This is a genomic window from Streptomyces sp. NPDC003943 (genome assembly GCF_053605265.1).
Genome location: NZ_JBSGIW010000025.1, coordinates 21,295 through 48,127, shown reverse-complemented (window position 1 = coordinate 48,127; position 26,833 = coordinate 21,295). Strand labels below are relative to the sequence as shown.

The following is a 26,833-nucleotide window of genomic DNA, read 5'->3' as shown; positions in this document are numbered from 1 at the left end:
ACAGCTACTGACGGCCGCCCCGGGCAAAGCGCGCTCCCTTGCATGAAGAGCTTGGTCTCGACGACCTCCGCGTCACCTTCGACGCAGCAGACGCTCCGCGTCGGCGGCCGGGAGCGCACAGTAGAGGCCGCACGCCCCCCTGACCGGTGGATACCGTCGAACTTCGCGTCGGAGAAGTGGAGTTAGCCGGGCCAATGGGGGCGCGAAGATCTTGTGCACCCGTTCGGATGGTCCGGTTGCGCCATCCGGGTGGCGCCCGGACGGGGCATCACTTCGATGCCTCTTGGATGGCGTCCATGATCTTTTCAGCAGCGACGCGGGCACCCGCCCATCCGTTCGGCGACACCGGTGTCCCTCTGCCCGTGCACCGCGCCGTCGCCACAGTCGCACTCCGCGAACCGGACCGGACCGCAGTCATCGAAGACGGCGGAAGGAGTTGGTCGTACGGCGAACTCGTGTCTGGCGCAGGGCAGTTGGCTGGTCAACTGCGTCAGGCCGGGGTCGCTCCGGGGGCGACGGTCGCAGTGCGGCTACCGCGCTCGGCCCGGCTGGTGGTCGCCTTGCTCGCGGTCTTCGAAACCGGCGCCGCCGCCGTGGTGCTGGACCCGCGTACGCCGGCCGAGCGGCTGGCGGCCGTCGAGGCCGACGCGGGATGCGTGGCGGTGCTCGTGCCGGCAGAGGAGACCGCGCGCCCGGGCGGTCCGCGGCCCGTCGCCGTGACGGCTTCTCCCGGTGCGGCGTCCTTCTCGGCCGAGGCGCTGTGCCCGGCCGTACCGGACGGCGAACTCGACCGCATGGCCTGCGTGTTCTACACCTCCGGTTCCACCGGCCGCCCCAAAGGCGTCCAGATCACCCACCGCAACCTGGGGCGTTTCGCCGCCGATCCGCACTGGGACGGGCCCGGGCACCGGGTGACGGCGCTGGTCTCAGCGCTCGGTTTCGACGCGCTCAGCCATGACCTGTGGCTGCCGCTCACCCGAGGCGGCACGGTGGTCGTCCCGGGCGAGGACCGGGTGGACGCGCACCGGCTGGCCGCTCTGGTCGCCACTCATGGCGTCACCGGCGTCTTCCTCACCACCGCCTGGTTCAACCAGATCGCCGCGGACGACCCGGGCGCGCTGCGAGGGCTGCACACGGTCCTCACCGGTGGCGAGGCCGCCGACCCGCGGGCGTTCGCGCAGGTCCGGGCCGCCTGTCCGCAGGTCGCGCTGGGTCACGTCTACGGCCCGACGGAGTGCACCACCTTCACCACCCTGCACCCCCTGCCGCCAGGGCAGCCGGTACCGGAGGCACGGGTGCCGATCGGCACCGGCCTGCCCGGGACCGCCGTACGGCTACTCGGCGCCGATCTGGCCGAGGTGCCGGCCGGCGAGGCCGGCGAGGTGTACGTCGCGGGGGAACAGGTCGCCCGGGGCTACCTGAACCGGCCCAGCCTGACCGCCGAACGCTTCGTCGCCGACCCGTACGGCCCGGCCGGTGCCCGCATGTACCGCACGGGCGACCTCGCCGTGCGCGGCCCCGACGGCGCCCTCGAGTACCTGGCGCGCGACGACGACCAGGTCAAGATCCGCGGCCACCGGGTCGAGCCGGGTGAGGCACGCGCCGCCCTGGCTGCCCTGCCCGGGGTCGCCCGGGCGGTCGTGGTCGCGCGGGACGGTCGGCTGATCGGTTACGCGGTCGCCGAGCGCGACGCCACAGGGGTCACCGGGGAGGATCTCCGCGACCGGCTCACGCGCGTACTGCCCGAGTACCTGGTGCCCACCGCCGTGCTGCTGATCGACGACATCCCGCTGACCGTGAACGGCAAGGTGGACCGGGCGGCGCTGCCCGCTCCCGCCGCCGTCCGAGCGGGTTCCGGCACGGCGAGCACGGCCGCCGAGCGGGCACTGTGCGCGGCCTTCGCCGAGGTGCTCGGCCTGCCCGATGCAGGTACCGACGACGACTTCTTCGCGCTCGGCGGCGACAGCATCACCGCGATGCGCCTGGTCAGCCGGGTGCGCCGGGAGAACGTGGCCATCAGCTCGCAGGACGTCTTCCGGCTGCGCACCCCTGGCGCCCTGGCCGCCGCCGCGCAGGCCGCGGTACCGGCCGCTGACCTCCTGCACCAGTCGGCCACCGGCAGCCTTGGGCTGCCGCCCATCGCCCTGTGGCTACGCGAACAGGGCGACGGCGTCGCCGAATTCGTCCAGTCGGTGCTGGTCGAGACGCCGCCCGGCCTGGAGCGCGGGGCGCTCGTGGCGGCCCTGCAGGCGGTGCTCGACCGGCACGACGCCCTGCGTACCCGGCTCCCCGACCCCTCCACCGAGGCCGTGTGGCAACCCGAGGTGTTGCCGCCGGGCGAGGTGGTGGCGAGCGCCCTCCTGGACGTGGTGGACGTGCGGGAAGTCCTGGAAGCGCCCTCCCCCCGCACCGTCCAGGAGGCGGTGGGGCGCGCGATGCGGACGCTGGACCTGCCCGCGGGGCGTACTCTCCGCGCCGTGTGGTGGGACGCCGGCTCCGCACGCCCGGGACGGCTGCTGCTGGCCGTACACCATCTGGTCGTGGACGGGGTCTCCTGGCAGGTCCTCACCCAGGACCTGGCCAGGGCCGCCGAGGACCCGAGCAGTCTGGGCGCCTGGGGGACGGCCACTCCGTACCGCCGCTGGGTGGAGACGCACAACGCCCGGGCGGACAGCGCCGAGGTGCTGGCTACGCTGCCGCACTGGCGGGCGGCGAGCGTCCCGGCGGCCACGCCCTGGCCCGCGCGCGGGCAACTCGACCCCGGACGGGACACCATCGCCACCTCCCGCACCCTGGATTCGGTGCTCCCGCCCGAGGTCGGCCGGGCCCTGCTCACCACGGCCCCGGCCCACTACGGCGCCACGACGCAGGAGCTCCTGCTGGCCGCGCTGGCGGTGGCGGCAACCCGCCGCGGCGGTCCCCGGACGCTGGTGCTGGACACCGAGGGGCACGGCCGGGACGCATTGGCGGGCGCCACCGACACCGAAGTCTCCGCAACCGTCGGTTGGTTCACCTGCATGTTCCCCGTCCGTCTCGAGTGCCCCGCGCAGGCCGCCCGCCCGGCGGCGGACCCGGGTGCCGAGGAGTCGGCCCTCGCCGAGGCGGTGCGCGCCATCCAGCAGCAGTGGCGACGGTTGCCACAAGACCGTGCGTCGTACGGCCTGCTGCGCCACCTGCACCCCCAGACGGCCGGACTCCTGGCCGCCGCACCGGGCCGGCCGGTGCTCTTCAACTATCTGGGGCGGTACGCCGTTCCGGGCCGTGATTTGTGGCCGTACGCCGCCGAGGCGCCCGTCCTCGGCATCCATCGGGCCTCCCGGCAGCCTTTGTCCCACCCGCTGGAGGTCAACGCCGTCGTCGACGAGCGCACCGGGGAGCCGTTGCTGACCGCCGTCTGGCGCTGGTCGACCCGGCTGGTGGACGACGACGACGCTGCGGGCCTGGCAGCGGAATGGGCCGGGGTGCTCGCCACACTGGCCCGCGTGGCGGACGCCGGCACGCGGGAGCGGGAGCGAGCCGGTGCACCGGCCGTGCCCGCGCAGCGCACGGAGGAGCGCTGGCCGTGCTCCCCACTCCAGGAAGGGCTGCTCTATCACGCCCACCAGGGCGACGGAGCCGCGGATCCATACCACGTCCAGACCGTGCTCGACCTGGAAGGCCCGGTGGACTCGGCCGCGCTGCGCACGGCGCTGTCCGCGCTCACCGACCGGCATCCGGCTCTGCGAGCCGGGTTCCGGTGGGACTGCCAGGGGCGGGCCGTGCAGTCCGTGCCGGAGACGGTCGAGGTCCCGCTGAGGGAAACCGACCTCACCCGGCTGCCAGAGCCGGACCGGGAACGTGCCGCCGACGAGGAGAGCCGACGGGACCGGGACGAGCCGTTCGACCTGGCCGTGCCGCCGCTGCTGCGGGCCGTGCTGCTGCGCCTGGGCGAGGGACGGTCCCGGCTGCTGCTGAGCTACCACCACATCCTCATGGACGGCTGGTCGATGCAGGTGGCCCTGGCCGACCTGGCCGACCTGTACGGGCAGGCCGCCTCGGGCGCCGTGCCAGGACTCACCGCCCGGCCGTCAGCGCTTGCCTATCTGCGCCATGTCACCGATCAGGACGTGGAGCTGGCGGGCAAGCACTGGAAGGCCCTGCTCGGTGGCGCGACCGAACCGACGCTGCTGACCTCGCCCGGCGGCGAGGGCCGGGCCCGTCCGCACCAGGTGCTGCTCGAACTGCCGGCCGAGCGCACGGCCGCCCTGCGGGCGAAGGCCCGCGAGCGGGCGCTGTCCCTGAACACCTTGGTCCTGGGCGCCTGGGCACTGGTCCTCGCCCAGCTGACCGGCCGCACCGACGTGGTGTTCGGCACCGTCGTCGCCGACCGCCCGCCCCACCTGCCCGGCGTCGAGTCCATGGTCGGCCTGATGAACAACGCCGTGCCGGTACGGGTGGACACCACGACGGCCGGCGACCGGGGCGGCCTGCTGGCGGCCCTCCAGGAGCAGCGGACCGAGATGATGCCCTTCCAGCACCTGGGCCTGGCGGAGATCATCCGGGCGGCCGGGCTGCGCGAGCTCTTCGACACCGTCGTGGTGCTGGAGACGTACACCGACTCCTTCGCCACGCGGTGGGGAGCGGATCTGCGGGTGACGTCCAGCCGGGTGGAGAACGGCACGCACTACCCGCTGTGCGTGCTGGTCTCGCCCGGCGAGCGGATGAGGATCCGGGTGCAGTACCAGCCGGACAAGCTCGGCGAAGACGGAGCCCGGGAGATCGGCGCACGGTTCGTCGAGGCTCTGGACGCGCTGGCCGCCGATCTGTCCGTGCCCGCCACCCACCCGGTCACACCCGCGATCGGGGCGGGCCGACCGCAGGGGGCCGAACGGCTGCCCGACGTGGTGCCGGTGCTGGAGCGGTTCGCGGCGCACGTGCGCACGGCCCCCGGGCGGGCGGCCGTGGTGGACGGGGACGGGGTACTGGACTACCGGGGTCTGGACGCGGCCTCGGACCGGCTGGCGGAAGAGCTCGCCGCCCGGGGCGTGGGGGCCGAGGACGTGGTGGCCCTGTGCCTGCGGCGCGGCCGGTACGCGGTGACCGCGATGCTCGCGGTACTCAAGGCCGGTGCCGCCTACCTGTGGTTGGACCCGCGCCATCCCGCTCCCCGCGTGGCGGCCCTGGCCGCGGAGGGGCGCCCCGCGCTCCTCGTCCAGCAGCCGGAGTTCGACGAGGCCCTGGCGCTGGTCGACGCCGCCGTGCCGCGGATGCCGCTGGAGCCCCGCCACGTGTCCCCCGAGCCGCTGTACGGCGACCGCACGGTACGACCGGCACGGCTGCCCGGTCACCCGGCCTATGTGGTGCACACCTCCGGGACGCAGGGCACGCCGAAGGCGGTGGTGATGCCCGGCGCCGCCATGGACCGGCTGGTGGACTGGCACGAGCGCCGCTTCCCCGCCGAACCGGGCGCGGTGACGGCCCAGTTCACCTCGATGGCCTTCGACGTCGCGACCCAGGAAGTCCTCACCGCGCTGTGCACGGGGCGGACGCTGGCCGTCCCGGACGCCGACACCCGGGCCGACGCCGCCGCGTGGACCGCCTGGCTGCGGGACCACCGGGTGACCGAGCTGTTCGCCCCGACGCCCGTGCTGGCCGCCCTGTGCGAGTTCGCCGACGGGGACCGGGAGTTGCTGCCCGACCTGCGGCACCTGGTGCAGGCCGGTGAGGCGCTGGTAATCGGACCGCAACTGCGCGCCCTGTGTACCCGCGGCGACAAGCGCCTGCACAACCACTACGGCCCGGCCGAGACGCACGTGGTGACCGCCGGCGAGGTCGCCGGGCAGCCGGCCGACTGGCCGGCGCGTCCCGGCATCGGCGTCCCGGTGCCCGGATCCCGGGTGATGCTGCTGGACGCGGGTTTGCGGCCGGTCCCCGACGGGCTGGCGGGCGAGCTGTACCTGGCGGGCGACCAGGTGGCCCGCGGCTATCTGGGCCGGCCGGGGCTGACCGCCGCGCGGTTCGTCGCCGATCCCTGGGGGCCGCCCGGCTCGCGGATGTACCGCACGGGCGACCTGGCCCGCAGGCTGCCGGACGGCACGCTGGAATTCACCGGCCGCAACGACGACCAGGTCAAGATCCGTGGGCACCGGATCGAGCCGGACGAGGTGCGGGCCGCCCTGGCCGCGCTCCCCGGCGTGGTGCAGGCCGCAGTGGTGGCCTGGCCGGACGGACGCGGCGGCAAGGAGCTCACCGGTTACGCGGTGGGCGCGTCCGAGACCGGTGCGCCTCTGGAGGGTGGGGCCCTGCGCGACGCGCTGGCCCAGGCGCTGCCGGACTTCATGCTGCCCGCCCGGGTGATCGTCCTGGACGGCATGCCGCTGACCGTCAACGGCAAGGTGGACCGCCGGGCCCTGCCCGAACCACAGCGGACCCCGGCCCGGATCCGGGAGCCGCGCACACCGGCCGAGCGGGTGGTGACCGAGGCGTACGCCGACGTCCTGGGCCTGGAGCGGGTCGGCATCGACGACAACTTCTTCGACCTGGGCGGCCATTCGCTGCTCGCGGCCCGCCTGCTCCAGCGCCTGCGGGAACACATGGGCCCCGCGGTCACCTTGGACCAGGTGATGCGGCGGGCCACACCGGCCGCCCTGGCCGCCACCCTCACCACGCCACCCGCGCCGGCGGGGAAGCCGGGCATCGCGCCGGCCGCATCCACCACGCGCACCGTGCCACCCGCTCCCGGCGGAGTCCCCGCATCCCCACGCCGCTGACCGAGAGCCGGTCCCGGCCCGCAGCGGCAAGGACCGGCCGGGCTCATCGACACCATTCCGCTCCTCCCTTGACCAGTCACAGCACCATCCGATGGCGGATCGAGCCGCCCCCGGCAAGGAGACTCATGAACCCCTTCGACGACCCCGACGGCACGTTCCTCGTGCTCGCCAACGACGAGGATCAGCACAGCCTCTGGCCTGCCCACATCACTGTCCCGGACGGCTGGCGCGAGGTGCACCCCCGCGCCGACCGGACCACCTGCCTGGCCTGGATCGAGACGTCCTGGACCGACCTGCGGCCGCGTTCCCTGCGGACTGCCGAGGCCGCTCGATGACCGCCCCGCAGACACCACAGGCGGCGACGCGGCACGATCAGGACGCTCCCGCACTGGACATCGCCATCGTGGCGGCGCTGCCACAGACGGCTCCTCCACTGGTCGACGCGCTGCGCACCCTGGGACACCGGGTCCCGGTCGTGATCGGCCACCGGCGCCCCGCCGACTGGCCCGGGCACGTACTGGGCGAGCACGACCTGCCACCGGGGGTGGATCTGGCCGTACCCTCCCGAACGGAATCCGTTGCCGGGCTCCTGCGCGCCTACGGTGTGGACGTGGCCGTCAGCTACGGCTATCCAAGGAAGCTGCCCGCCTCGGCCGTAGCCGCCCCACGCCTCGGAACGATCAACTGCCACCCCTCCGACCTGCCCTCCTACCGGGGCCCGAACCCTGTCGGCTGGGCCGTTCGCAACGGGGAGCGGCAGATCGGCGTGACCTGGCACCGAATGGACGCGGAACTGGACACCGGCTCCGTACTGGCCCGTACGACGATCGCCCTGGACGAACAGGTCTGGTCGTTCACCGGAGTCAACTCCCGTGTGCTGGAGGCCGCTTCGGAGATGCTGCCGAAGGTGCTGCGGCGACTGGTGCGCGGCGACGCGGGCGAACCGCAGCCGCAGCGCGAGGCCACCTGGGCCGGATTCTTCTCGGAGGACTACGCCACAGTGGACTGGTCCGCTCAAGCCGCGCACATCCACACCCAGGTGCGCGCGTGGAACATCGCCGGCCACCACCCCCGCGTGCAGGGACCGGTAGCGATGATCGACGGAACACGCTGGCGGCTGCGCCGCACCACGCTGGAACAGCCACCGGCCAGCACCGGACGCCGCATCACGTGCGGCACCGGTGACCTTTGGGTCCTGGCCGCCGACCCGCTGGACTAGGGCCCGCGGCAGAGGGCGTTCGCCCCCGAGCGCGCCCCTGCCCTCCAGGCGGAGCGGGGGACCGATGAAGGGGCCGACATCGGCGGATGCCTCGGAGAACGGCTCGCGGAGAGCACGCGGGAGGGGGCGCCCTCTGTTCCTCTACGCAGAGGGGTGGAGGGCCCGCCCACCGTCGGGAACTGTGGTTCAGCCGAGTCGACAGGGCGGGCGGGCTGCGTGACGTCGTGGATGCTCACGGGTGTACAGGCTCCTGGCGGCACGCGGTGCGGTGGTTCCAATGTGCCGGAGCAGCAGGCTCTTTCGTTCGTGCTGGGGGCAGAATCCAGCACGGTTGTTCCGTCCCCGTCGACGAGGAACGGCAAAGGCTCCCTGGGCGTGGTTGCGCCCAGGGAGCCTTCGGGAGGATCCGGCCATTCTCGGTGGGTTATGAGAGCTCGATCCACTCGGTGGAGGTGGTGACCTCCTTCAGGACGTCAGGGAGCGGCTCGATGCCGAGCCCCGGGCCCGTCGGGACGTCGAGGTGGCCGTCCGCCAGGACGAACGGCTTCGTGATGTCCGTGGCGAAGTAACGGTGGGAGCCCGAGGTGTCGCCGGGCAGGGTGAAGCCGGGGAGGGCGGCGAGGGCGATGTTGGCGGCGCGGCCGATGCCGGTTTCCAGCATGCCGCCGCACCAGACGGGGACGCCGTGGGCGCGGGCGATGTCGTGGATGCGGCGGGCTTCGAGGTAGCCGCCGACGCGGGCCGGCTTGATGTTGATGATCGAGCAGGCGCCGAGGGTGATGGCCGCGGCCGCGTCGGCGGCGGACTCGATGGACTCGTCCAGGCAGATCGGGGTGCGCAACAGCTTGGCGAGCTGGGCGTGCTGGACCATGTCGTCGTTGGCGAGGGGCTGTTCGACGAGCAGGAGGCCGAAGTCGTCGAGCTTCGCGAGCTGTTGGGCGTCGACCAGGGTGTAGGCGGCGTTGGCGTCGACCTGGAGGAGGAGGTCGTCGCCGAAGCGTTCGCGGACGGCGCGGACGGGTTCGACGTCCCAGCCGGGCTCGATCTTCAGCTTGATGCGGACGTAGCCCTCGGCGACGTAGCCGTCCACGGCGTCCAGGAGCTCGGGTATCGAGTTCATGATGCCGACGGAGACGCCGCAGGGGACGCGGTCGCGGGCAGCGCCCAGATGGGCCGCGAAGGACTCGCCGGACAACCGGAGTTGGGCGTCGAGGACTGCTGTCTCCAGGACCGACTTCGCCATGTGGTGGCCGGTGAAGGGTTCCAATGCGCGGCCGGCGGTCGCCGCGTCCACGCCCTCCTTGGGCAGGGCCGGGACGAGGAAGCGACGCAGGACGTCGTGGGCCCCGTCGACGTACTCGGAGCAGTAGCGGGGCTCGGACATGGCCGCGCACTCGGCCCAGCCTTCGATTCCGTCGGAGGTGACGACGCGGACGAGGAGGACGTCGCGGCTGGTCTCGATGCCGAAGGAAGTGCGGAAGGGGGCGACGAGCGGCATGGCGATGCGGCGCAGTTCGACGCCGGAGATCGTGGTCTTCATGTGCGGGTGGCTCCTGGTGCGTCGGTCAGGGGGTGGTGCGGTGGATGACGTAGCTGCGTCGGTCGTGGAAGCCGGCGACGCGCGCTCCCTCGGCGAGCAGGCCGCCGAGGGTGTGCCGTACGGCCAGCCGCCAGTCGCGGGCGGCGCCCGGGTCCGTTCGGCGCAGGGACTCGATGTCGTCGGGGAGGTCGATGAGGACGGTGTGGGCGTCGGTCGGGCCGATCACGGGGCGGCCGTCGTCGTCGCGGACACCACGGGCGACATCGGCGGGCAGGTCGAAGGTGTACGGCCCCGGCGCGGTCAGGTCCCAGGCGGTCAGGACGCGGTCGGACTCGTCGCCGCCGTTGATCGCGTCGTCCATGGCGCCGTAGAAGGACCGCAGGTACTCCTCGGGGCGGGCGCCGAGCTTGACGAGGTTGAAGTGGGCGTTGCGGCGGATCAGCGGGTCGTACGTCCAGGTGATGCGCCCCAGTCCGCGGGCGAGGGCCCATTGGCGCTGGTGCAGTTTGAGGGCGAGGCCGATGCCGCGGCCCTGGGAGGCGCCGGTGATGTGGGAGTGCAGGGTGGTGCCGACGGGGTCGCCGTAGAAGCCGACGGAGGCGCCGACCAGGCGGCCCTGTTCGTAGGCGCCGGCCACGTAGTTGCCCGCGTGGGACAGGGCTCGCATCACCTCGGCCGAGACGGGCGGGCTGTCGGCGGCCGTGCCCCATATGCCGGCGTAGAGGCGGCTGACGGTGTCGAGGTCCTCCATGGTGTGGAGTTCCCTGACGTCGAGTGCGGTCACTGCATCGCTCCGACGAGGTGGGCCAGGAGCCGGGCGCGGGCCGGCATGGTGGCGGTGACGACGTGTTCGTGGTCGGCGTGGGCGCCGTCACCGACGGCGCCGAGGCCGTCGAGGGTGGGGCAGCCGACTCCGGCGGCGTAGTTGCCGTCGGAAGCGCCGCCGACGGCTGCCTGCCGCAGGGGGTCAAGGCCGAGTCGCGTGGCGATGTCGCCGGCCAGGGCGAAGAGCCCGCGTGAGGCGTCGGGGTCCAGAGGCGGGCGGTTGGGGCCGCCGGTGATGTTCAGGCGCGCGTCGGGGTGTTCGGGCCGCAGGGTCCTGATCAGCCGGTCGACAGAGTCCTGGGCTGCGGCGCTGGGAACACGTACGTCCACGCTGAGGTCGGCGCGGGCGGGAACGGTGTTGTTCGCGGTGCCCGCCGAGGCCAGCGTGGGGGTGACGGTCGTCCCCGGACCGGTTTCGGCGGTCACCGTGTCGGCGATCCGGCTCAGGGCGAGGATCTGGTGCGCGAGTTCGGTCGCGGCGTTGATGCCCTTCTCGGGTTCGAGCCCGGAGTGGGCGGCGCGGCCGTGGACCGTGATGTCGTAGAGGGAGACGCCTTTGCGGCCGGTCTTGAGTGCTCCTCCGGCTGCGGAGGGCTCCAGGACGAAGGTGGCCGTGCACTGACGCGCCAGGTCCTCGACGAGCGGGCGGGAGGTGTCCGAGCCGACCTCCTCGTCGCCCGTGACGAGGACGCACACCCCGTCGAGGGAGGGCAGGGCGGCCAGTGCGTGGAACATCTGGACCAGGCCGGCCTTCATGTCGAAGACGCCGGGACCGCGGGCGATGCCCCGTGCCACCGACCAGGGGTGGGTCGTGAGGGAGCCGATCGGCCAGACGGTGTCGTGGTGGCCCAGGAGCAGGACGCGCGGGGTTCCGAAGGTCCACTGGACGTGGGTGACGCCGTCGATCACGAGCGTCTCCGGGCGGGCGCCGAGCAGTCGGGCGCCCAGATCGGCGACCACCTGAGCGCTGCGGGCCACAGCGGCGTGGTCGGCGGAGTACGACTCGCAGGTGACGAGTTCTTCGAGGTCGGCGAGCATGGCGTCGAGCTCGGGCGCGGGGGCGGACGCGTGGTCCGCTCGCAGGGGGTGAGTTTCTTGGTCAACCGGCACGGTGGTTCCTCCAGGTTGGGATGACCGCCACGCTAGGCAGGACGGACACGGCCCGGTTGGTGGCGCGGTGACAACCTGGGCGCCCGATTCGTACCGGGGACCCAATGACCGTGGAACGGGAGGTGCCCGGCGGTTCGTACGACCCGCCGGGCACCGCTGCAGCACTGGCCGTCAGCCCATGTGCTTGGTCATGAGCTGCCGCGTGTTCCCGCCGAGGATCTTCAGGATGTCCGCTTCCGACAGCCCTCGGCGGACGAGTGCCTCGGTCACCAGGGGCATTCCGGCAGGGCCTTCGAGGCCGGGGAAGTCGAACATCGGGTCCTCGTCGTCGAGGTTCTCGCAGCAGGGCGGAGTGACGTCCGCCATGACCTCGCGTACGAAGTCCGAGCCGAGGCCGACGTGGTCGATCCCCGCGACGGAGACGATGTGCTCGATGTGGTCGACGATCCGGTCGGTGCTCACCTTCGCCTGGTCATCGGTGAGGAAGTCCGGTACGAAGTTCACGCACACCACGCCGCCCGTGGCTGCCACGCCGCGGATCTGTTCGTCGGTGAGGTTGCGGTGGTGGTCGCGCAGGGCGCGGGCGCAGGAGTGGGTGGCGATCAGCGGCCGGGCGGCCAGCTCCAGGACGTGGGCGACGCCGCTCGCGCCCAGGTGGGAGATGTCGAAGAGCATCCCGAGGCGCTCCATCTCCCGCAGCGCCTCGACGCCGGGCACCGTGAGCCGGCTGCCGGTGGCGTCCTCACGGCTGCCGTCGGCGAGCGGGGTGCGCCCCCAGTGGGCGATCGAGGCCATCCGCACACCGAGCCGGAAGAGGGTGGGGAAGAGCTCCACGGAGGCGTCGATGCCGGGCGCGCTCTCCAGGGCGAGGACGAGGGCGATCCTGCCCTCGGCGAGGGCGGCGTCGATGTCGTCGCCGTTCAGGCACAGGGCGACCTGGTCGGGGTTGGCCTCGGCGAGGACGTGGGCGCACTCGATCATGCGGAGGGTCTGCCGGAGAGCGCCCTCGGGGCGGTACTGGTCGTCGATGAAGACCGGCAGCACCTGGATGTCGATGCCGCCCGCGCGCAGCTGCGGCAGCCAGCGTTCGCGGAAGAAGGAGCCCCAGCGCTTCGGGGGACGTGCGGCGACGGCCATGAGGAGGTCGTTGTGCGCGTCGGCGACGACGGCACGGTGGTGGAGGTCGTGGGACACGACGGTCCTTTCGGGCGACGAGGAGACGTCCGGCGGCCCTTGCGGGGGTGTGGGCCGCCGGACAGGAGGAGGAGCGAGTGGCTCAGGCGCGGGCGAGGCGCGGGACCGCGTCGAGCAGGGTGCGGGTGTACTCGTGCCGGGGCGCCCCGATCACCTCTTCGACGGGGCCGGACTCCACGAGCCGGCCGTGGTGCATGACGGCGACGGCGTCGCAGACGTACCGCACGACGGCGAGGTTGTGCGAGATGAAGAGCATGGTCAGGCCGAGTTCGCCGCGCAGCTCGCGCAGCAGGTTGAGGACGGCTCCCTGAACGGAGACGTCCAGGGCGGAGGTGATCTCGTCGGCGATGAGCAGCTCGGGCCCGGCCGCGAGGGCGCGGGCGACGGCGACGCGTTGGCGCTGGCCGCCGGAGAGTTCGCGGGGGTACTTGCCCGCGTACGTGGCCGGCAGGGAGACCAGTTCGAGGAGCCGCCCGACCTTCGCCGCCCGTTGGGCGCGCGGGGCGCGGGTGCCTTCGGCGATGGCGTCGCCGATGCTCATGCGCGGGTTCAGCGAGGAGTAGGGGTCCTGGAAGACCATCTGGACCCGGCCGGGCGCGACGCCGGTGACCGTGCCCCGGTAAGGGGTCAGGCCCGCCACGGCGCGGGCGAGGGTGGACTTCCCGGAGCCGGACTCCCCGACGAGACCGGCCACGGAGCCTTCGGGGACCTCCAGGCTGACGCCGTCGACGGCGGTGAAGGAGCCGTATCGGACGGTGAGTCGGTCGATGTTCACTGGACCTCCCAGCAGGCCACGGCGTGGTCTTCCGTACGGGCGAGGAGCTTGGGCCTGATCGCGCAGCGGGCGGTGACGAAGGCGCACCGGTCGGCGAAGGCGCAGCCGTCGCCGACGTCGCCGGGCGCGGGCTGGCGGCCGGGGATGGTGCTGAGCGGACCCGACCGGTCGGTGTCCATGTCCGGCAGCGAGCCGACCAGTGCGCGGGTGTAGGGGTGCCGGGCGTAGTGGAGGCCGTCGGCGGGGAGTTCCTCGACGATGCGGCCCGCGTACATGACGGCGATCCGGTCGCACAGTTCGCTGACGACGGCGATGTCGTGGGAGATGAACAGGGCGCCCGCGCGCGTCTCGTCGACCACCTCGCGCAGCACCCGCAGCACCTCGCGCTGGACGGTGACGTCGAGCGCGGTGGTGGGCTCGTCCGCGATGATCAGACGGGGCGTGCCCATGAGGCCCATCGCGATGACGGCGCGCTGGCGCATACCGCCGGACAGCTCGTGCGGGTACTGCCGGGCGACCTCGGCCGGCTCCTTGATGCGGACCGTGCCGAGACGTTCGACGGCGCGGGCCCGTGCCTCGGTGCGCGTGACGCCGTCGTGCAGAGTGGCCACTTCGGCGAGCTGGCCGCCGACCCGCAGGGCCGGGTTGAGCGAGGAGGTGGGGTCCTGGAAGACCATCGCCAGGGACGAGCCGAGCAGCTTGCGGCGCTCCGCGTCCGTGAGGCCGTCCACATCCACCCCGTCCAGTCGCGTGCGGGCGCTGCCGGCGAGTCCGGGGTAGGGCACGATCTGCCCGATGGCGGCGGCGGTCATGCTCTTGCCGCTGCCCGATTCGCCCACCAGGCCGACGATCTCGCCCTCGAGGACGGTCAGCGACACCTGGCGCACGGGGGTGATGTCGCCGGGGAAGGCGACGGTGAGGTCCCGTACCTCCAGGACGGCGTCCGGCACTGGTTCGTCCCGGACGGGGGTCACCACGGGGGCGACGGGCTTGCCGACGGGTTCGTTCGTGTGCGCGGCGGCCTTGGCGAAGGTGTCGCCGAGCAGCATGAAGCCGAGACCGGCGAGCGTGACGGCCAGCGCCGGCGCGACGACCACGGACGGGGTGACGTAGACGTGCCCGAAGGCTTCGTTGAGCAGGCGCCCCCAGTCGTACGAGGGTGCCTGGACGCCCATGCCGAGGAAGGACATCGCGGACAGGCCGAGGAGGGCGCCGCCCATCGCCTGGGCGGTGTTGAGAATGAGCGGTTCGGCGATGTTGGGGAGGATGTGCCGGGTGAGGATGCGGCGGCGGGGCACGCGCAGCATGCGGGCCGCGGCGATGTAGTCCGACCCCGCGACGGTCGCCGTCATGGTGTGGGTGAGGCGGGCGAAGGTCGGTGCGAGGGCCACGCCGATGCCGAGCACCGCGCCCTGCGCGCCGAGCCCGGCGACGACGGCGGTGAACATGGCGAGCAGCAGGGCGGGGAAGGCCACCAGGAGATCGACCGCGGCGACGACCGCGCGGCCGGCCGGTCGCGGCAGGATCTGCGGCAGGGTGCCGAGGAGGATCCCGGAGACGGTGCCGATCAGGGTGGCGAGGAAGGCCAGGCCGAGGGTCAGCCGGGTGGCGACGAGGGTTCGGGCGAGCAGGTCCCGGCCGAGGGCGTCGGTGCCGAGCAGGTGCGCGGACGACGCTCCCTGGCTGATCTCCTTGGGGTTGATCTGGTCGGCGGCGTCCTGCCAGATCAGCGGTCCGACGATCGCGAGGAGGACCATGAGGGCGACGAGTACGGCGCCCAGCAGGCCGACGGGGTTTCTCAGCAGGCGGCGCATCAGCCCTCCCTGCGGGTGGAGGCGGACGGGGTGGGCAGTGTCGACCTGGGGTCGAGGATCCCGAGCAGGATGTCGACGAGGAAGTTGACGACGAGGACGAGCGCGCCGTAGACGAGGATCATGGCCTGCGCCACGGGGTAGTCCTTCTGCGTGATGGCCTCGACGGTGCGCAGACCGAGACCGGGCCAGGCGAAGACGTTCTCCACCAGGACGCTGCCGGTGATCAGACCGCTGAGCAGCAGGCCGCCCATGGTCAGAGTCGCGGTGAGGGTGTTCGGCAGCAGGTGCACCGCGTACAGCCGCCATGCGGGCAGGCGTTTGGCGTGGGCCAGGCGCATGTAGTCGGTGTCCAGTTCGCGCAGGGTCTCCACCCGGGCCAGGCGGGCGATCATCGCCGCCGGTGCGATGGCGAGGGCCGTGACGGGCAGCACGAAGGAGGCGGGCCCGGTCAGACCGGCCGGCGGGAACAGGCCGAGGCCCAGGGCGAGGACGAGCAGCAGCGCCAGACCGTAGAGGTACTCGGGGATGGCGACGGCCGCGCCGGTGAGCGTGGTGAAGGCGGTCTCGGTGCCTCGCCGGCGTCCGTTGTGGGTGCGGACGGCGGCCCACAGGCCGAGCGGGACGGCCACGGCGAGGGCGACGAGGGTGGCGAGCACCGCGAGGGCCAGGGTGTTGGGCAGGCCCTGGCCGATGAGGTCGGTCACCGGCTGGGAAGAGAAGAAGGAGGTGCCGAGGTCTCCGGAGAGGAGCTGCTTGACATAGTGCGTGAACTGACTCGGCAACGGCTGGTCGAGGCCGAGTTCGCTCCTGCGCTGGTCGACCAGTTCCTTCGGCGCGGTGGGGCCGAGCATCTGGCGCAGCGGGTCGCCGGGGATCAGGTGGATCATCGCGAACGAGGCGACGACGAGCACGGCGAGGGAACCGGCCAGGCGCAGCAGCTGTCGCGCGAAGAAGAGCGGGGTCAACCGTCGGCCGCGGCGGCGCGGTTCGGCCGCTGGGGCCGTCTCGTGCGGGGTGAGGGCATCGGTCGTGGTGGTCACTTCCGTCCTCCCGTCATGCGGATCGATGTCGCGTCGAAGAGGCCCGACGTGATGCGGAAGGTGGCGTTGTGGGCGGCGACGGTGACGGTCTTGTCGACGACGGGGACGATGTCGCCGCTCTCGAACAGGGCGTGCTCCGACCGGTCCCACAGGGTGCAGCCGGCGGGGCCGGGCAGCTTGCTCGCCCGGGCGGTGAGATTCTCGTACTCCGTGTTGGTGAGGTGGGCGAAGTTGCCGCCGTCGGGGGTGAAGGGGCCGGACAGGGTGCCGAACAGCTGGGTGGGCAGGGTGACGCCGAGGGGTGCCCAGTCCACGTCCCAGTCCTGGGTGACCGCTTCGATCTCGCCGTAGGCGGCGTCGGACACGGCCCGCAGTCGGACGTCGGCGCCGATCTTCTTCCATTCTCCGGCCAGGTACTCGGCCGCTGCCGCCATCGTCTCGCCCGACGACGTGCCGTAGATCATGCGGATCGTGAGCCGCTTCCCTTCCTTCGCCCAGACGCCGTCGGGACCTCGGACCCAGCCGGCGGCGTGCAGCGTCGACTTGGCCTCGATCGGGTCGTAGACGGGCAGGTGGCCGGTGACGGTGTCGCCGGGGCAGGGCTTGGGGTCCATGACCAGGCCGGTGGGGGTGCGGCCGGTGCCGCCGGTGGCGATCGCCCCGAGGGAGTCCATGTCGACGGCCTGGAGCAGGGCCTTGCGGACGGCAGGGTCGCTGCCGGGGTGGCCCTTGCCCTGGTGGAAGAAGAACTCCTGGGTGCCGTTGGCCTGGACCGTGGTGGTCACGCCGGGGATGTTGGTGACGCGGGCGCGGTCGGGGCCGGCGACCTGCGCGCCGTTCAGCTCGTGGGACTGCAGCAGGTTGGCGGTCGTCGGCTCGCTGCCGACAACCTTGAGCACGACCGAGCCGGGCATGGCGGGATCGGCGGTGGTCGCCCCGTCCGGTCCCCAGGCGTAGCCGTCGCGCTTGGCGAAGGTGTAGCTCTGGTTCGGCTCGGCGGAGGTGAGCCGGAAGGGGCCCGATCCGGACGTGCCGCTCGCCAGCAGGGCGCGGTCCTTCAGACCCGCCCCGCAGACGATGAAGAGGTAGCGGGTGCTCTGCAGGATGAAGGCGAAGGGTTCGGGCGTCGACAGGGTCACGGTGCGGGCGGTGTCGTCCGCCTTCGCGGTGAGACCTTCGGGGACCACGACGCCGTACGCGGGCGACTTGGTGGCGGGGTCGGTGATGTGGGCGACGTTCGCGGCGACGGTGCTCGCGGTCACCGGGCTTCCGTCGGCGCAGGTGACGCCGCGGCGCAGGGTGAAAGTGACGGAGGCGGGCCTGACGTCCCACTTCTCGGCGAGTCCGGAGACGATCCGGCCGTCGGAACCGGCGTGGACCAGGGTGTCGTACGCCAGCGACAGCGCGGTGTACGTGGTCGTGTTCTGGACCTGGGCGGGGTCGAGCAGTCCCGGGTCGCTCTTGATCGCGTAGCTGAAGGCGTCACCGCCGGACGACCCGGCCTGTGCGACGCTGCCGCAGCCGGCCGCCAGCAGTGACACCGCGAGACAGGCGGATATCGCCTTGGCTCTTTTCATCGGGGGCTTCATAGGGGGACTCCTTGGAGCGGGAGAGTTGCCCCACAGTCGCGGCTCGTGGCCGGAAATGATTCAGTCGGGGCGACGAAAGCCGCGGGGTTCGTTGGGTGTGGGATCCCAAGCCGGGCGGCGGTCTCGGAGACGCGTCGGCCCCGGACCGCGGGCGATGCGGTCCGGGGCGTGGCGTGGCGTGTCCGTACGGAGGGGCGGCGTGCACGGGGTGGCTCGACCCGGCGTGGCTCGTTCAGATTCCGGCGCGGAGACGGTCGACGGCGGCCCGGGCGGCGCGACCGATCGCACGGTCGGCGAGGGGTTGCCGCGTGGCCGCGGTCGACGTACGGAGGAAGACGCCCACGGCGTACCGCTTGCCGTCCGGGTACTCGACGACGCCGGCCTCGTTGCGTACGGCGAAGTCGGTGCCCGTCTTCCCTGCGATCCGCACGTCCGGCTCGGGGAAGCCGGAGACGAGGCGGTGCTGCCAGACCTGTTGGCTCATGATCTCCCGGACCTCGGCGCAGGCGCCGACCGGTCCGGCTTCGTCGCGCCAGACGGCGGCGAGGAGCGCGGTCACCTCGCGTGGAGTGCTCGACGGGCTGGTGCCGGGGGCGCAGGCGCGGAGGGTGAGGAGCCGTTCGTCGGGGATGCCCGCGAGCTGGTCGTCGAGGGGGCGGTCGGGATCGAGCCCGAGTTCCCGGCGGATGTCGTCGTCCAGGGCGGCGCAGGAGGAGAACCCGAACTCGGGGAAGCCCAGGTCGTCCAGTGTCGCGCGGACCCGGTCGGGTCCGACGACGTCCAGGAGCAGGTCGGTGGCGGCGTTGTCGCTGATCGTCATCGTCATGAAGGCGAGGTCGCGGGCGCTCATCTCGACGTCGTACGCGCAACCGTCGGTGCCCTTGCCGCCGGCCCTGTAGGCGGCCGTGACCCTGTGGCGCCGGGCCGGGTCGAGCTCCCCCGCCGCTGCCTGCCGGGCGTACTCCAGGGCGATGGGGATCTTGAAGACGGACGCGAGCACCACCTGGGTGTCGGCGCCGTGGCCGAACTCCGCTCCCGTGTCGAGGTCGCGGACGTGGACGAACCCTTCGGCGCGCGCCTGCGCGAAGGTGGACGAGAGGATGGTGTGGACCTGGTCGGCGTCGGCCGTCCGCGCGGCTGTGGTCATGTCGTCTCCTCGAGTGTGGTGGTGGCCGGTGTCCGGCGCAGGTGGTCGACGGCGGTCCGTGCGGCGCGACCGATCGCGGCGTCGGCGGCCGGGTTGCGGCCGCCGAGGGCGGCGGTGCGCAGGAAGACCGCGACGGCGTAGCGGCCGCCGTCGGGGTACTCGACGACGGCGGCTTCGTTGAGGACGCCCCACAGGGAGCCGTTCTTGGCCGCGACGCGGATGCCGTCGTCGAAGCCCGCGACGAGGCGGTGCACGGACAGCTGATGGCTCATGAGCTCACGGACCTCGGCGCACGCTTCGGCGGGTCCGGCCCGATCGCGCCAGATCGCCGTCAGCATGGACGTGATCTCCCGTGGCGTGCTGGACGCGGAACGGGCGGGGTCGAGCATGGCGAGGCCCCTGATCCGGTCCTCGCTCACCTGGTCGAGCTGGGCGGCGATGTCGCCCTCCGGGTCGAGGCCGAGCTCCTCCCAGACCGGGTTCCACAGCTCGCGGTAGCGCCCGACCGGAAGGCGCGGGCAGCCGAGTTCGGCGGCGACGGCGCGTACCCGGTCCGTGCCGAGGATCTCCATGAGCTTGTCGGTGGCTGCGTTGTCGCTCATGGAGAGCATGAAGAAAGCCAGGTCGCGGGTGCTCATGGTGACGTCGTGCCGGCAGCTGTCGGTGCCGATGCCGCCGCCCTCCCGGTTGGCGGCGGTGATGGTGTGGCGGGCGGCCCGGTCGAGCGCTCCGGCGGCGGCCTGACGGGCGTAGGCGACCGCGACGGCGATCTTGCGGATGGAGGCGACGATGACGGGGGCGTCGGCGCAGAAGGCGACCTCGCGGTCTCCGTCGGCGTCGTCGACGTCGCGGGCGTGTACGAAGCCCTCGACTCCGGCCTCGTCGAAGATGGCCCGAAGGGCTGAGGTCGCCGCATCTGCGGTGGAAGGTGGTGCCATGGGGATCCAATTCTGCGGAGGTCAGCTGGTCTTGGGGGTGGCGCGGCCGCTGTAGTGGAGGTACGAGGTGCCGTCGGGGCGCCGCTCGAACACCACCGCGTCCCAGATCGAGTCGCCTTCGTCGCGGCCGACGAACGTGGTCGCGTCGACGGCGACGAGGTCGAGGGTGCGGGACCGGGCGAGGCCGACGAGGATGCCGGTGGGTTCGGTGCGCAGGCGCAGCCCGCCGTCGTGCGCGGTCACGTGGATCCTGCTGCCGGCCCGCTCGTACACGCCGGTGACGGGTTCGACGTCGACGTGGACGGACGGCTCGGGGGGTCCGATGGGGGCGGGGACGTCGATCGCGTGCAGGTCCGCGAGGAGCTCGGTGACGAGACGGTGCTGGAACTCGACGCTCCGGCCGCCGTTGATCAGCGCGGCGACGACCGTCCCCAGCTCGGGCAGGACCCAGAGGGCGGCGTGCTGGCCGATGGTGTCGCCGGTGTGGGAGACGACCTCGTGGCCGTCCCACTCGTCCAGGCTCCAGCCGATGCCCCACTGCCGCCCGCCGCCGTATGGATTGGGCAGATCGACCTGTGCCTGCCGCAGGACGGCGGGGTCGGCGAGGAGCGCTCCGGGGGTGAGGTGGGCACGGCCGAAAGCGACCACGTCGGCGGCCCGCGCGCAGATCAGTCCCGCGGGGCCGACGGACCGGGGCAGTCCCCACTGCGGCACCACGGCGCCGTGCTCGTCGTGGCCGACGGCCGCGCCGAAGCGCAGGACGTCCTCCGGCAGTGTCCAGGTGTGTGTGAGGCCGAGCGGGTCGCAGATCTGCTCGCGCAGGGCCTGGTCCCACACCTTTCCGGTGAGCTGCTCGACGACACGGCCTGCGATGACGAAGCCGGAGTTGCAGTACGAGTGGGAGTCCCCGACGGGGAAGGTCTGCTCCAGGTCGGCGCACGCCTCGACGTACCGGCGCAGGCAGTCGTGGCCGCGCCCGGTGTCCAGGAACAGGTCGCCGTCGATGCCCGAGGTGTGGGTGAGCAGGTGGCGCAGCGTGATCGCCTCGGTGGCGCGGGGGTCGCCCACCCTGAACTCCGGCAGGATCTCCGCGACGGGGGTGTCCAGCGTGACACGGCCCTGTTCGGCGAGGAGCATCAGCTGGGTCGTGGTCCACACCTTCGTGACCGAACCGATCTGGAACAGCGAGTCGGTGCGCACCGGCGCCCCGGTCGCGGTGTTGAGGACGCCGGTGGCGGACTCGTACAGCTCGCCGCCGTACCAGAAGGCCAGGCTCGCGCCGGGCACGTCGGAGTCGGCGGCGAGCTCCGCGAGGCGGCTCGTCCAGTGCTCGATGTCGGCCTTCACGCTCGCCCTCCGGGTGGCTCGGGGTGTCTGGTTGCGGCTCGGTGAGCTTGACCGGAAGCGTACGTACGAAGGTGCCCGCACGGTTCGTACCGGGATACGAACGTGCAGGTCGGAGCTTGTTCTGGTGGACGACTCCGGGGGCGTCCGGCCTTCCTAGGGTGGCGTGCACCCGACGTACGAGGAGACGAGACGACGATGCCGCTGATCGACCGCGACGACTGCGCCCTGGTGATCATCGATGTGCAGACCGATTTCTACCCGCCCCACCGCCTCGACGTGGACCGGCAGCGGTTCCACGACATGGTGCGGCGCATCGCCTGGATCACGTCCGTGGCGGACCGCCTGGAGGTCCCCGTCGTGGTGACCGAGGAGGACCCGGCGGCCGGCGGCCACACCGTGCCGGAGATCCGAGAGGCGCTGCCGGCCGAGGCGGTCACGCTGCCGAAGAACGCCTTCGCCGTGTGGGACAACCCCGGCATCGCCGCCGCGATCGAGGCCACCGGACGCACGACGATGATCCTGGTCGGCATCGAGACGGACATCTGCGTGGCGCACTCGGCGATCCAGCTGCACCACGCGGGCAAGCGCGTGGTGGTCGTGGACGATGCCGCGTACTCCCCCGGTCAGGCCCACGAGCGGGGCCTGCGGCGCCTGGCCGGCCGGGGCATCGAGACGCTGTCCACGAAGGAGCTGTTCTACGACTGGGTGCGCACCATCCAGGACGCGGACGCCTTCCACGACACCCACGCGGACCTGACGCTCCCGCCGGGCGTGCGGCTCTGACCCCGTTCAGTCGACAACGGCGGCGCGGCCCGGGCCTTCGGTTCCGGTCCCGCCGCCCTTCTGCGTCCGTCCCGGTTCCAGCAGGCGCAGCTGCAGCATCGCGGCGAACCGGGCCGACGGATCCTGGAGGTCGATCTCTCCGACCTCGGCCACCCGGCGGATCCGGTACCGGAAGGTATTGGGGTGGACGAACACGCTCGCCGAGGCGGTGATCACGTCCCCGAAGGCGTCCAGCCAGGCCCGTAGCGTCTCCACCAGGTGGGCGTTGTGCTTGGCGTCGTAGGCGACGAGGCGGGCGAGGGGGCCGGACAGCTCGTCGCGGTTGGCAACGGCCAGGTCCCGCATCTCGAGGAGCAGGGCGTCGACGTACACGTCGGCGATCGAGGCGACGCGCTTCCCCGTCCGGCCGGTGAACAGCACGCGCAGCGCCCGGTCGGCGTTGGCCCGCGATCGAGGGAGGGCCGCGGGTTCATCGGCGACCGAGCCGATCCCGATGACGGCGCCGGTGCGGTCGCCGGTGCGCTGGAGGAAGTTCGCCGCCACCTGCAGGGCGCGTTCCCGGGTGTGGGCGTTGTCGCCGGGGACGGGGAAGAGTGCGTACGCTACGTCGCCGAGCAACGCCACGGCGGAACGCGGCTGTACTGCGGTGAGGTGCACGGCCAGGGCGGCGGCCAGGCGCTGGCGCTCGGCCGTGACGTGGGCGTGGTCCTCGCCCTGCTCGGGTGCGAGCCCCATGGCCATGACGAGGGTGGGTTCGTCGACGAGGCCGAGCCGGCCGAGCGCCTCGACCGCCCCGGCCCCGCCTTCGAGCGCGGTCGTGACGAGGTCGGCCCTCAGCCGGTTCTCGGCGTCGGTGCCCGCCCGGAAGCGGAGCATGTGGAGGGCGACGAGCTTGGCCGCCTCCAGGAACGCCTTCTCCCGCTCCGGTGTGAGGGGCTTGCGCAGGGCCGCCCACACGGAGCCGAGGAACTCGTCCCCGGCCCGGACCGCGACCGCCACGCGCGGCAGCGCCGCCTCGTCGCCGAGGGTCGGCGCGGGGACGTGCACCAGGCCCTCGCTGCGGTACAGCTCCTTGAAGACGCCGTGTTCCTCGTGGTGGCGCAGATAGCGCTCGGGGACCTGGCGGGCGAGGATGCTCTCCACCCGGGGGGCGTCCGCCTCGTCCTGGCGTCCGGAGAAGGCGAGGATGCGGGAGCGGCGGTCCTCGATGGTGACGGGGGCGTCGAGGAGGGTGGCGATGGCGTTGGCGAGGGCGAAGAGGTCCCCGGACGGCACCCCGCCCAGGGTCTGCTCCTCGCCCTCCCCCGCACTGCCCACGTCGCCTTCGGCGAGCAGGGTTCGCAGCATGGCCGCGAGCTGGGCCCAGGAGGCCCCGCGGGTCAGGGCGAGCAGAGCGACGCCGGTCTCGTCGACTACGGGCTCCAGCTCGTCGGCGTCGTCGACCGGGCCGCGGACGACGAGGGCGGTGGCTCCGAGGGCGGCGAGACTTCGCAGCAGCCGGGAGGTCGCCTCCGCGCCGTTGACGCCGACGCCGAGCACGATGGCACGCTCCGGGTAGTGCTGTTCGTCGTACGGATCGTGGATGCCGACGCCGCCGATCTCGCCGGCTTTGTCGGGGTCGCCGTGCAGCAGGTCCAGGAACGTGTGGCCGAAGTCCTCGAGCACCCGGCTGAGGCTTCGGGCGGGGTGCGTCGACATGTGCCTGATCATCTCCGCAGGTTAGGACTCGCGCAGCCCTGCGATGTGGTGCGTGCGGACGAGGATACGTCAGCCGGTTCGTCCGCCGATACGAACTGCGCTCGTGGGTCGCCAGAGGCGGGCGACGGCGGCTTCGGCGAGGGCGTCGGTCGAGTCGACCAACGGCAGCACACGGGATGCCGCCGAGCTGATCAGCGGTATCTCGGTACAGGCGGCGACGACCGCCTGCGCGCCCCGCTCCTTGAGGCTGTCGGTCGCCGCGGCGATCCAGCGTTCGGGCCCGGCCGGGTCGGCGCCACCCTTGACCGCGCGGATGGCGGCGTCCACGTACTCCTCCTGTACGGGGCCGGACACCTGGACCACGTCGAGCCCGAGCCGGGCGCCGGCCCGCTCGTACAGCCCGGTCAGGCGCGTCCCCCGGGTCGCCAGGACGCCCACCCGCTGAAGCCCAGGCGTGCGGCGGGCCGCTGCCTCAAGGGCGGCCCTGATCATGTCGAGGACCTCGACGCCGGTAGCCCTGGACAGCTGCTCGACGTAGGCGTGCGCGGTGTTGCAGGGGACGGCGATGCAGCTGGCTCCGGCGCGCTGGAGCCAGCGGGCACCCTCGACGAGGGCGGGAACGGGCGAAGGCCCTTCTCCGAGCAGCGCCGCCGTCCGGTCCGGGACGCCCGGATCCGCCCACATGAGGACGGGCAGATGCGCCTGGTCGGATCCCGCCGGGGTGCGCTCGACGAGCCGCCGGTAGAAGTCGGCCGTGGCGAGGGGGCCCATCCCGCCGAGGATGCCGAGGGTCGGGCGGGTGACGTGACGCATGCGGGTCAGCCTTTCCGTTCTTCCCGCCGTACTGCGCGGGGTCTCCACGTGATCGTCGCCCGATCGGAACAGCGGGGTGTCGTCGCCGAAGCCAAAAGACCCGGCCGGGATTGGTACCGGGCGCCGGAAGAAGAACCTGCTGGTCTCCTACTCGCCGAAGAAGCTCGGCTTCTTCCAGGGACCCGAAAAGAGGCGCCTGACCTGGACTTTTACCCGCCAGGCGCCTCTCGACAGCCTCACCGTCGCAGCAGCCGACTTGCGTCGGAACTCCCGGTTCATCCCACCCGTATCCCGCTCCTGCCCAGCTGTTCCGGTCTATTTCCGGTCCAAGCCCGGCCCACCGGCGGGAGTCCACTTTCCGGACACACCCCAGGGCCGGACGCTTCGCTCGCGGGAGGCGGGGGAGGCGGTCGTCGCATAGCGTCGACGCAGGCCCGTACGGATGGACACGCCGACGGACGGACACGAGTCCGCACCCGCGTGCGGACAGGTCGGCGGGCGTGGCGAGCGGCGACCCGGTCGGTCGGGCCCGCCCGCGTACCGCCACGCGGCGGACGTTCGGGCCCGCGTCGGCAAAGACTCCGAGGTGAGGAGGAAAACCGGTGGACCAGACCCTGCCGGAGCGCGCGTCCACCGTGGCGCTGCGCGTCAACGGAACGGACCGCTCGCTCACCCTGGACCACCGCACGACCCTCCTTGACGCGCTGCGCGACCACCTCGACCTCACCGGCACCAAGAAGGGCTGCGACCACGGGCAGTGCGGTGCCTGCACCGTCCTCCTCGACGACCGGCGCGTGAACAGCTGTCTGCTGTTCGCCGTCGCGTGCGCGGGCCGTTCCGTCACCACCGTCGAGGGCCTCACGGACGGCGAGCGCCTCCATCCGGTCCAGAAGGCGTTCGTCGCCCGGGACGCCCTTCAGTGCGGCTACTGCACACCGGGCCAGATCTGCTCGGCCGTGGCCCTGCTGGACGAGGCGGCGCGCGGCGAACCCTCGCACGTGACACCGCCGGAACGACTGCCGGGTGAGCCCGTCGCCCTCACCCCGGACGAGATCCGGGAACGCATGAGCGGGAACATCTGCCGCTGCGGCGCCTACCCGAACATCGTGGCCGCGATCGAGGAGGTCGCACGGTGAAGCCCTTCGCGTACGTGCGCCCCGAACGCACCGAGGAGGCCATCGCGCACCTCGCGGCCCACCCCGGCGCCCGTTTCCTGGCGGGCGGCACCAACCTCGTGGACCTGATGAAGCTGGGCGTCACCGGCCCGCCGCTGCTCGTCGACCTCGGCGCCTTGCCCCTCGACGGCGTCGCGGAGACCCCCGACGGCGGCCTGCTGATCGGGGCGACCGCGCGCAACAGCGACGTCGCCGCCCACCCCGACGTGCGCACCCGCTACCCCGTGCTGTCCCAGGCCCTGCTGGCCGGCGCCTCGCCCCAGCTCCGCAACGCGGCCACCACCGGAGGCAACCTCCTCCAGCGCACCCGCTGCCCCTACTTCCAGGACACCTCCACGCCGTGCAACAAGCGTCTGCCCGGTTCCGGCTGCCCCGCCCGGGAGGGCGTCCACCGGGACCTCGCGGTCCTCGGCCACTCCACCCACTGTGTCGCCACGCACCCCTCGGACATGGCCGTCGCCCTCGCCGCCCTCGACGCAGAGGTCCGGCTGCGCGGGGCGGACGGCGAGCGGACGGTGCCCGTCGCCGCGTTCCACCGGCTGCCCGGCGACCGCCCGGACCTGGACACCGTCGTCGAGCCCGGCGAACTCATCACGGGCGTGGCGCTCCCCGCGCCGCCGCCCGGCGCGCGCAGCGCCTACCGCAAGGCCCGCGACCGCGCCTCGTACGCCTTCGCGCTCGCCTCCGTAGCCCTCGTCCTGACCGTCGAGGACGGCCGGGTGGGGCACGCCGCCCTCGCTTTCGGCGGTCTCGCCCACAAGCCCTGGCGGGCGCGGGCGGCGGAGGAGGTGTTGCGGGGCGCGCCGGCCACCACCGAGACCTTCCGGCGGGCCGCCGACGCCGAACTCGCCGCCGCCGAGCCCCTCCGCGACAACGGCTTCAAGGTGCCGCTGGCCCGCAACCTCGCCGTGAGCCTCCTGGGTGACCTCGCGTCCCGCGCCGCCGCGGCCGCGCCGTGACGACCGCGACGCGCCCGCACCCGTCTGCCACGCCCCCTGGCGTCCTGCCCGGCGTCGTCCCGCCCGCCCGGCATCCGTCTGCCCGCCGACCGTCCGACCGCGCACACCCCGCCGTACG

The 26,833-nt window shown here is 72.8% G+C and carries 19 protein-coding genes; 6 read left to right on the top strand and 13 right to left on the bottom strand.

The window, feature by feature from the left end; translation table 11 throughout:
* The first annotated feature begins 194 nt into the window (after positions 1-194).
* The 3 genes from ACWEV0_RS13540 (at position 195) to ACWEV0_RS13530 (ending at position 7,968) form a co-directional block, all read left to right on the top strand.
* Complete coding sequence (locus tag ACWEV0_RS13540; protein WP_453149314.1) at positions 195-6,749, top strand: amino acid adenylation domain-containing protein; 6,555 nt, start codon at positions 195-197, stop codon at positions 6,747-6,749.
* Between the two features lie 125 nt (positions 6,750-6,874).
* Positions 6,875-7,084 carry an MbtH family protein gene (locus tag ACWEV0_RS13535; protein WP_382534794.1) on the top strand — a complete coding sequence of 70 codons (210 nt, stop codon included), beginning with the start codon at positions 6,875-6,877 and terminating at the stop codon, positions 7,082-7,084.
* Entirely contained in the window at positions 7,081-7,968 is an 888-nt protein-coding gene (locus ACWEV0_RS13530; protein WP_453149261.1) for a methionyl-tRNA formyltransferase, read from the top strand. Before ACWEV0_RS13535 ends, ACWEV0_RS13530 begins: the two co-directional genes overlap by 4 nt.
* Before the next feature lie 424 nt (positions 7,969-8,392).
* Here ACWEV0_RS13530 and menC read toward each other — a convergent pair whose 3' ends face one another.
* The 11 genes from menC to ACWEV0_RS13475 form a co-directional block, all read right to left on the bottom strand.
* Positions 8,393-9,508 (bottom strand): o-succinylbenzoate synthase, encoded by a 1,116-nt coding sequence (gene menC / locus ACWEV0_RS13525; protein WP_453149259.1) that lies wholly within the window; start codon positions 9,506-9,508, stop codon positions 8,393-8,395.
* Positions 9,509-9,533: 25 nt separating this feature from the next.
* Complete coding sequence (locus ACWEV0_RS13520) at positions 9,534-10,292, bottom strand: GNAT family N-acetyltransferase (protein WP_453149257.1); 759 nt, start codon at positions 10,290-10,292, stop codon at positions 9,534-9,536.
* Positions 10,289-11,371 (bottom strand): M20 family metallopeptidase, encoded by a 1,083-nt coding sequence (locus tag ACWEV0_RS13515; protein WP_453149312.1) that lies wholly within the window; start codon positions 11,369-11,371, stop codon positions 10,289-10,291. The genes ACWEV0_RS13520 and ACWEV0_RS13515 overlap by 4 nt, the downstream gene beginning before the upstream one ends.
* A 243-nt stretch (positions 11,372-11,614) precedes the next feature.
* Positions 11,615-12,637 carry a dipeptidase gene (locus ACWEV0_RS13510; protein WP_453149255.1) on the bottom strand — a complete coding sequence of 341 codons (1,023 nt, stop codon included), beginning with the start codon at positions 12,635-12,637 and terminating at the stop codon, positions 11,615-11,617.
* An 82-nt stretch (positions 12,638-12,719) separates the two neighbouring features.
* Positions 12,720-13,412, bottom strand: a complete 693-nt coding sequence (locus ACWEV0_RS13505) for an ABC transporter ATP-binding protein (protein WP_453149253.1) — start codon at positions 13,410-13,412, stop codon at positions 12,720-12,722.
* On the bottom strand, positions 13,409-15,226 hold the full coding sequence (locus tag ACWEV0_RS13500; protein ID WP_453149251.1) for a dipeptide/oligopeptide/nickel ABC transporter permease/ATP-binding protein: 1,818 nt from the start codon (positions 15,224-15,226) through the stop codon (positions 13,409-13,411). The genes ACWEV0_RS13505 and ACWEV0_RS13500 overlap by 4 nt, the downstream gene beginning before the upstream one ends.
* Positions 15,226-16,266 carry an ABC transporter permease gene (locus ACWEV0_RS13495; RefSeq protein WP_453149249.1) on the bottom strand — a complete coding sequence of 347 codons (1,041 nt, stop codon included), beginning with the start codon at positions 16,264-16,266 and terminating at the stop codon, positions 15,226-15,228. Before ACWEV0_RS13495 ends, ACWEV0_RS13500 begins: the two co-directional genes overlap by 1 nt.
* Positions 16,263-17,843 carry an ABC transporter substrate-binding protein gene (locus ACWEV0_RS13490; protein WP_453149247.1) on the bottom strand — a complete coding sequence of 527 codons (1,581 nt, stop codon included), beginning with the start codon at positions 17,841-17,843 and terminating at the stop codon, positions 16,263-16,265. Before ACWEV0_RS13490 ends, ACWEV0_RS13495 begins: the two co-directional genes overlap by 4 nt.
* A gap of 244 nt (positions 17,844-18,087) precedes the next feature.
* Positions 18,088-19,002 carry a serine hydrolase gene (locus ACWEV0_RS13485; RefSeq protein ID WP_453149245.1) on the bottom strand — a complete coding sequence of 305 codons (915 nt, stop codon included), beginning with the start codon at positions 19,000-19,002 and terminating at the stop codon, positions 18,088-18,090.
* Complete coding sequence (locus ACWEV0_RS13480) at positions 18,999-19,940, bottom strand: serine hydrolase (RefSeq protein WP_453149243.1); 942 nt, start codon at positions 19,938-19,940, stop codon at positions 18,999-19,001. The genes ACWEV0_RS13485 and ACWEV0_RS13480 overlap by 4 nt, the downstream gene beginning before the upstream one ends.
* A 21-nt stretch (positions 19,941-19,961) precedes the next feature.
* Complete coding sequence (locus ACWEV0_RS13475) at positions 19,962-21,287, bottom strand: serine hydrolase domain-containing protein (RefSeq protein WP_453149241.1); 1,326 nt, start codon at positions 21,285-21,287, stop codon at positions 19,962-19,964.
* A 195-nt stretch (positions 21,288-21,482) separates the two neighbouring features.
* On the opposite strand from ACWEV0_RS13475, the gene ACWEV0_RS13470 reads away from it, so the two are divergent.
* Positions 21,483-22,070, top strand: coding sequence for an isochorismatase family protein (locus ACWEV0_RS13470; protein ID WP_453149239.1), 588 nt, complete (start codon positions 21,483-21,485; stop codon positions 22,068-22,070).
* Between the two features lie 6 nt (positions 22,071-22,076).
* Here ACWEV0_RS13470 and ACWEV0_RS13465 read toward each other — a convergent pair whose 3' ends face one another.
* Together ACWEV0_RS13465 and ACWEV0_RS13460 are read right to left on the bottom strand one after the other, a co-directional pair.
* Complete coding sequence (locus ACWEV0_RS13465; RefSeq protein WP_453149237.1) at positions 22,077-23,768, bottom strand: PucR family transcriptional regulator; 1,692 nt, start codon at positions 23,766-23,768, stop codon at positions 22,077-22,079.
* A gap of 69 nt (positions 23,769-23,837) precedes the next feature.
* Positions 23,838-24,581 (bottom strand): aspartate/glutamate racemase family protein, encoded by a 744-nt coding sequence (locus ACWEV0_RS13460; RefSeq protein ID WP_453149235.1) that lies wholly within the window; start codon positions 24,579-24,581, stop codon positions 23,838-23,840.
* Between the two features lie 602 nt (positions 24,582-25,183).
* On the opposite strand from ACWEV0_RS13460, the gene ACWEV0_RS13455 reads away from it, so the two are divergent.
* Together ACWEV0_RS13455 and ACWEV0_RS13450 are read left to right on the top strand one after the other, a co-directional pair.
* The gene (locus ACWEV0_RS13455; protein WP_453149233.1) at positions 25,184-25,717 is read left to right on the top strand and encodes a 2Fe-2S iron-sulfur cluster-binding protein; all 534 of its coding nucleotides are present in this window, start codon (positions 25,184-25,186) and stop codon (positions 25,715-25,717) included.
* Entirely contained in the window at positions 25,714-26,715 is a 1,002-nt protein-coding gene (locus ACWEV0_RS13450; protein ID WP_453149232.1) for an FAD binding domain-containing protein, read from the top strand. Before ACWEV0_RS13455 ends, ACWEV0_RS13450 begins: the two co-directional genes overlap by 4 nt.
* Positions 26,716-26,833: the final 118 nt, after the last annotated feature.

Bases quoted from the DNA above. Each gene is read 5' to 3' on its own strand.
- ACWEV0_RS13460 (WP_453149235.1), bottom strand. From the start codon at position 24,581: ATGCGTCACGTCACCCGCCCGACCCTCGGCATCCTCGGCGGGATGGGC.
- ACWEV0_RS13480 (WP_453149243.1), bottom strand. From the start codon at position 19,940: ATGGCACCACCTTCCACCGCAGATGCGGCGACCTCAGCCCTTCGGGCC.
- ACWEV0_RS13540 (WP_453149314.1), top strand. From the start codon at position 195: ATGGGGGCGCGAAGATCTTGTGCACCCGTTCGGATGGTCCGGTTGCGC.
- ACWEV0_RS13485 (WP_453149245.1), bottom strand. From the start codon at position 19,002: ATGACCACAGCCGCGCGGACGGCCGACGCCGACCAGGTCCACACCATC.
- ACWEV0_RS13490 (WP_453149247.1), bottom strand. From the start codon at position 17,843: ATGAAAAGAGCCAAGGCGATATCCGCCTGTCTCGCGGTGTCACTGCTG.
- ACWEV0_RS13500 (WP_453149251.1), bottom strand. From the start codon at position 15,226: ATGCGCCGCCTGCTGAGAAACCCCGTCGGCCTGCTGGGCGCCGTACTC.
- ACWEV0_RS13535 (WP_382534794.1), top strand. From the start codon at position 6,875: ATGAACCCCTTCGACGACCCCGACGGCACGTTCCTCGTGCTCGCCAAC.
- ACWEV0_RS13530 (WP_453149261.1), top strand. From the start codon at position 7,081: ATGACCGCCCCGCAGACACCACAGGCGGCGACGCGGCACGATCAGGAC.
- ACWEV0_RS13515 (WP_453149312.1), bottom strand. From the start codon at position 11,371: ATGCTCGCCGACCTCGAAGAACTCGTCACCTGCGAGTCGTACTCCGCC.
- menC (WP_453149259.1), bottom strand. From the start codon at position 9,508: ATGAAGACCACGATCTCCGGCGTCGAACTGCGCCGCATCGCCATGCCG.
- ACWEV0_RS13470 (WP_453149239.1), top strand. From the start codon at position 21,483: ATGCCGCTGATCGACCGCGACGACTGCGCCCTGGTGATCATCGATGTG.
- ACWEV0_RS13465 (WP_453149237.1), bottom strand. From the start codon at position 23,768: ATGTCGACGCACCCCGCCCGAAGCCTCAGCCGGGTGCTCGAGGACTTC.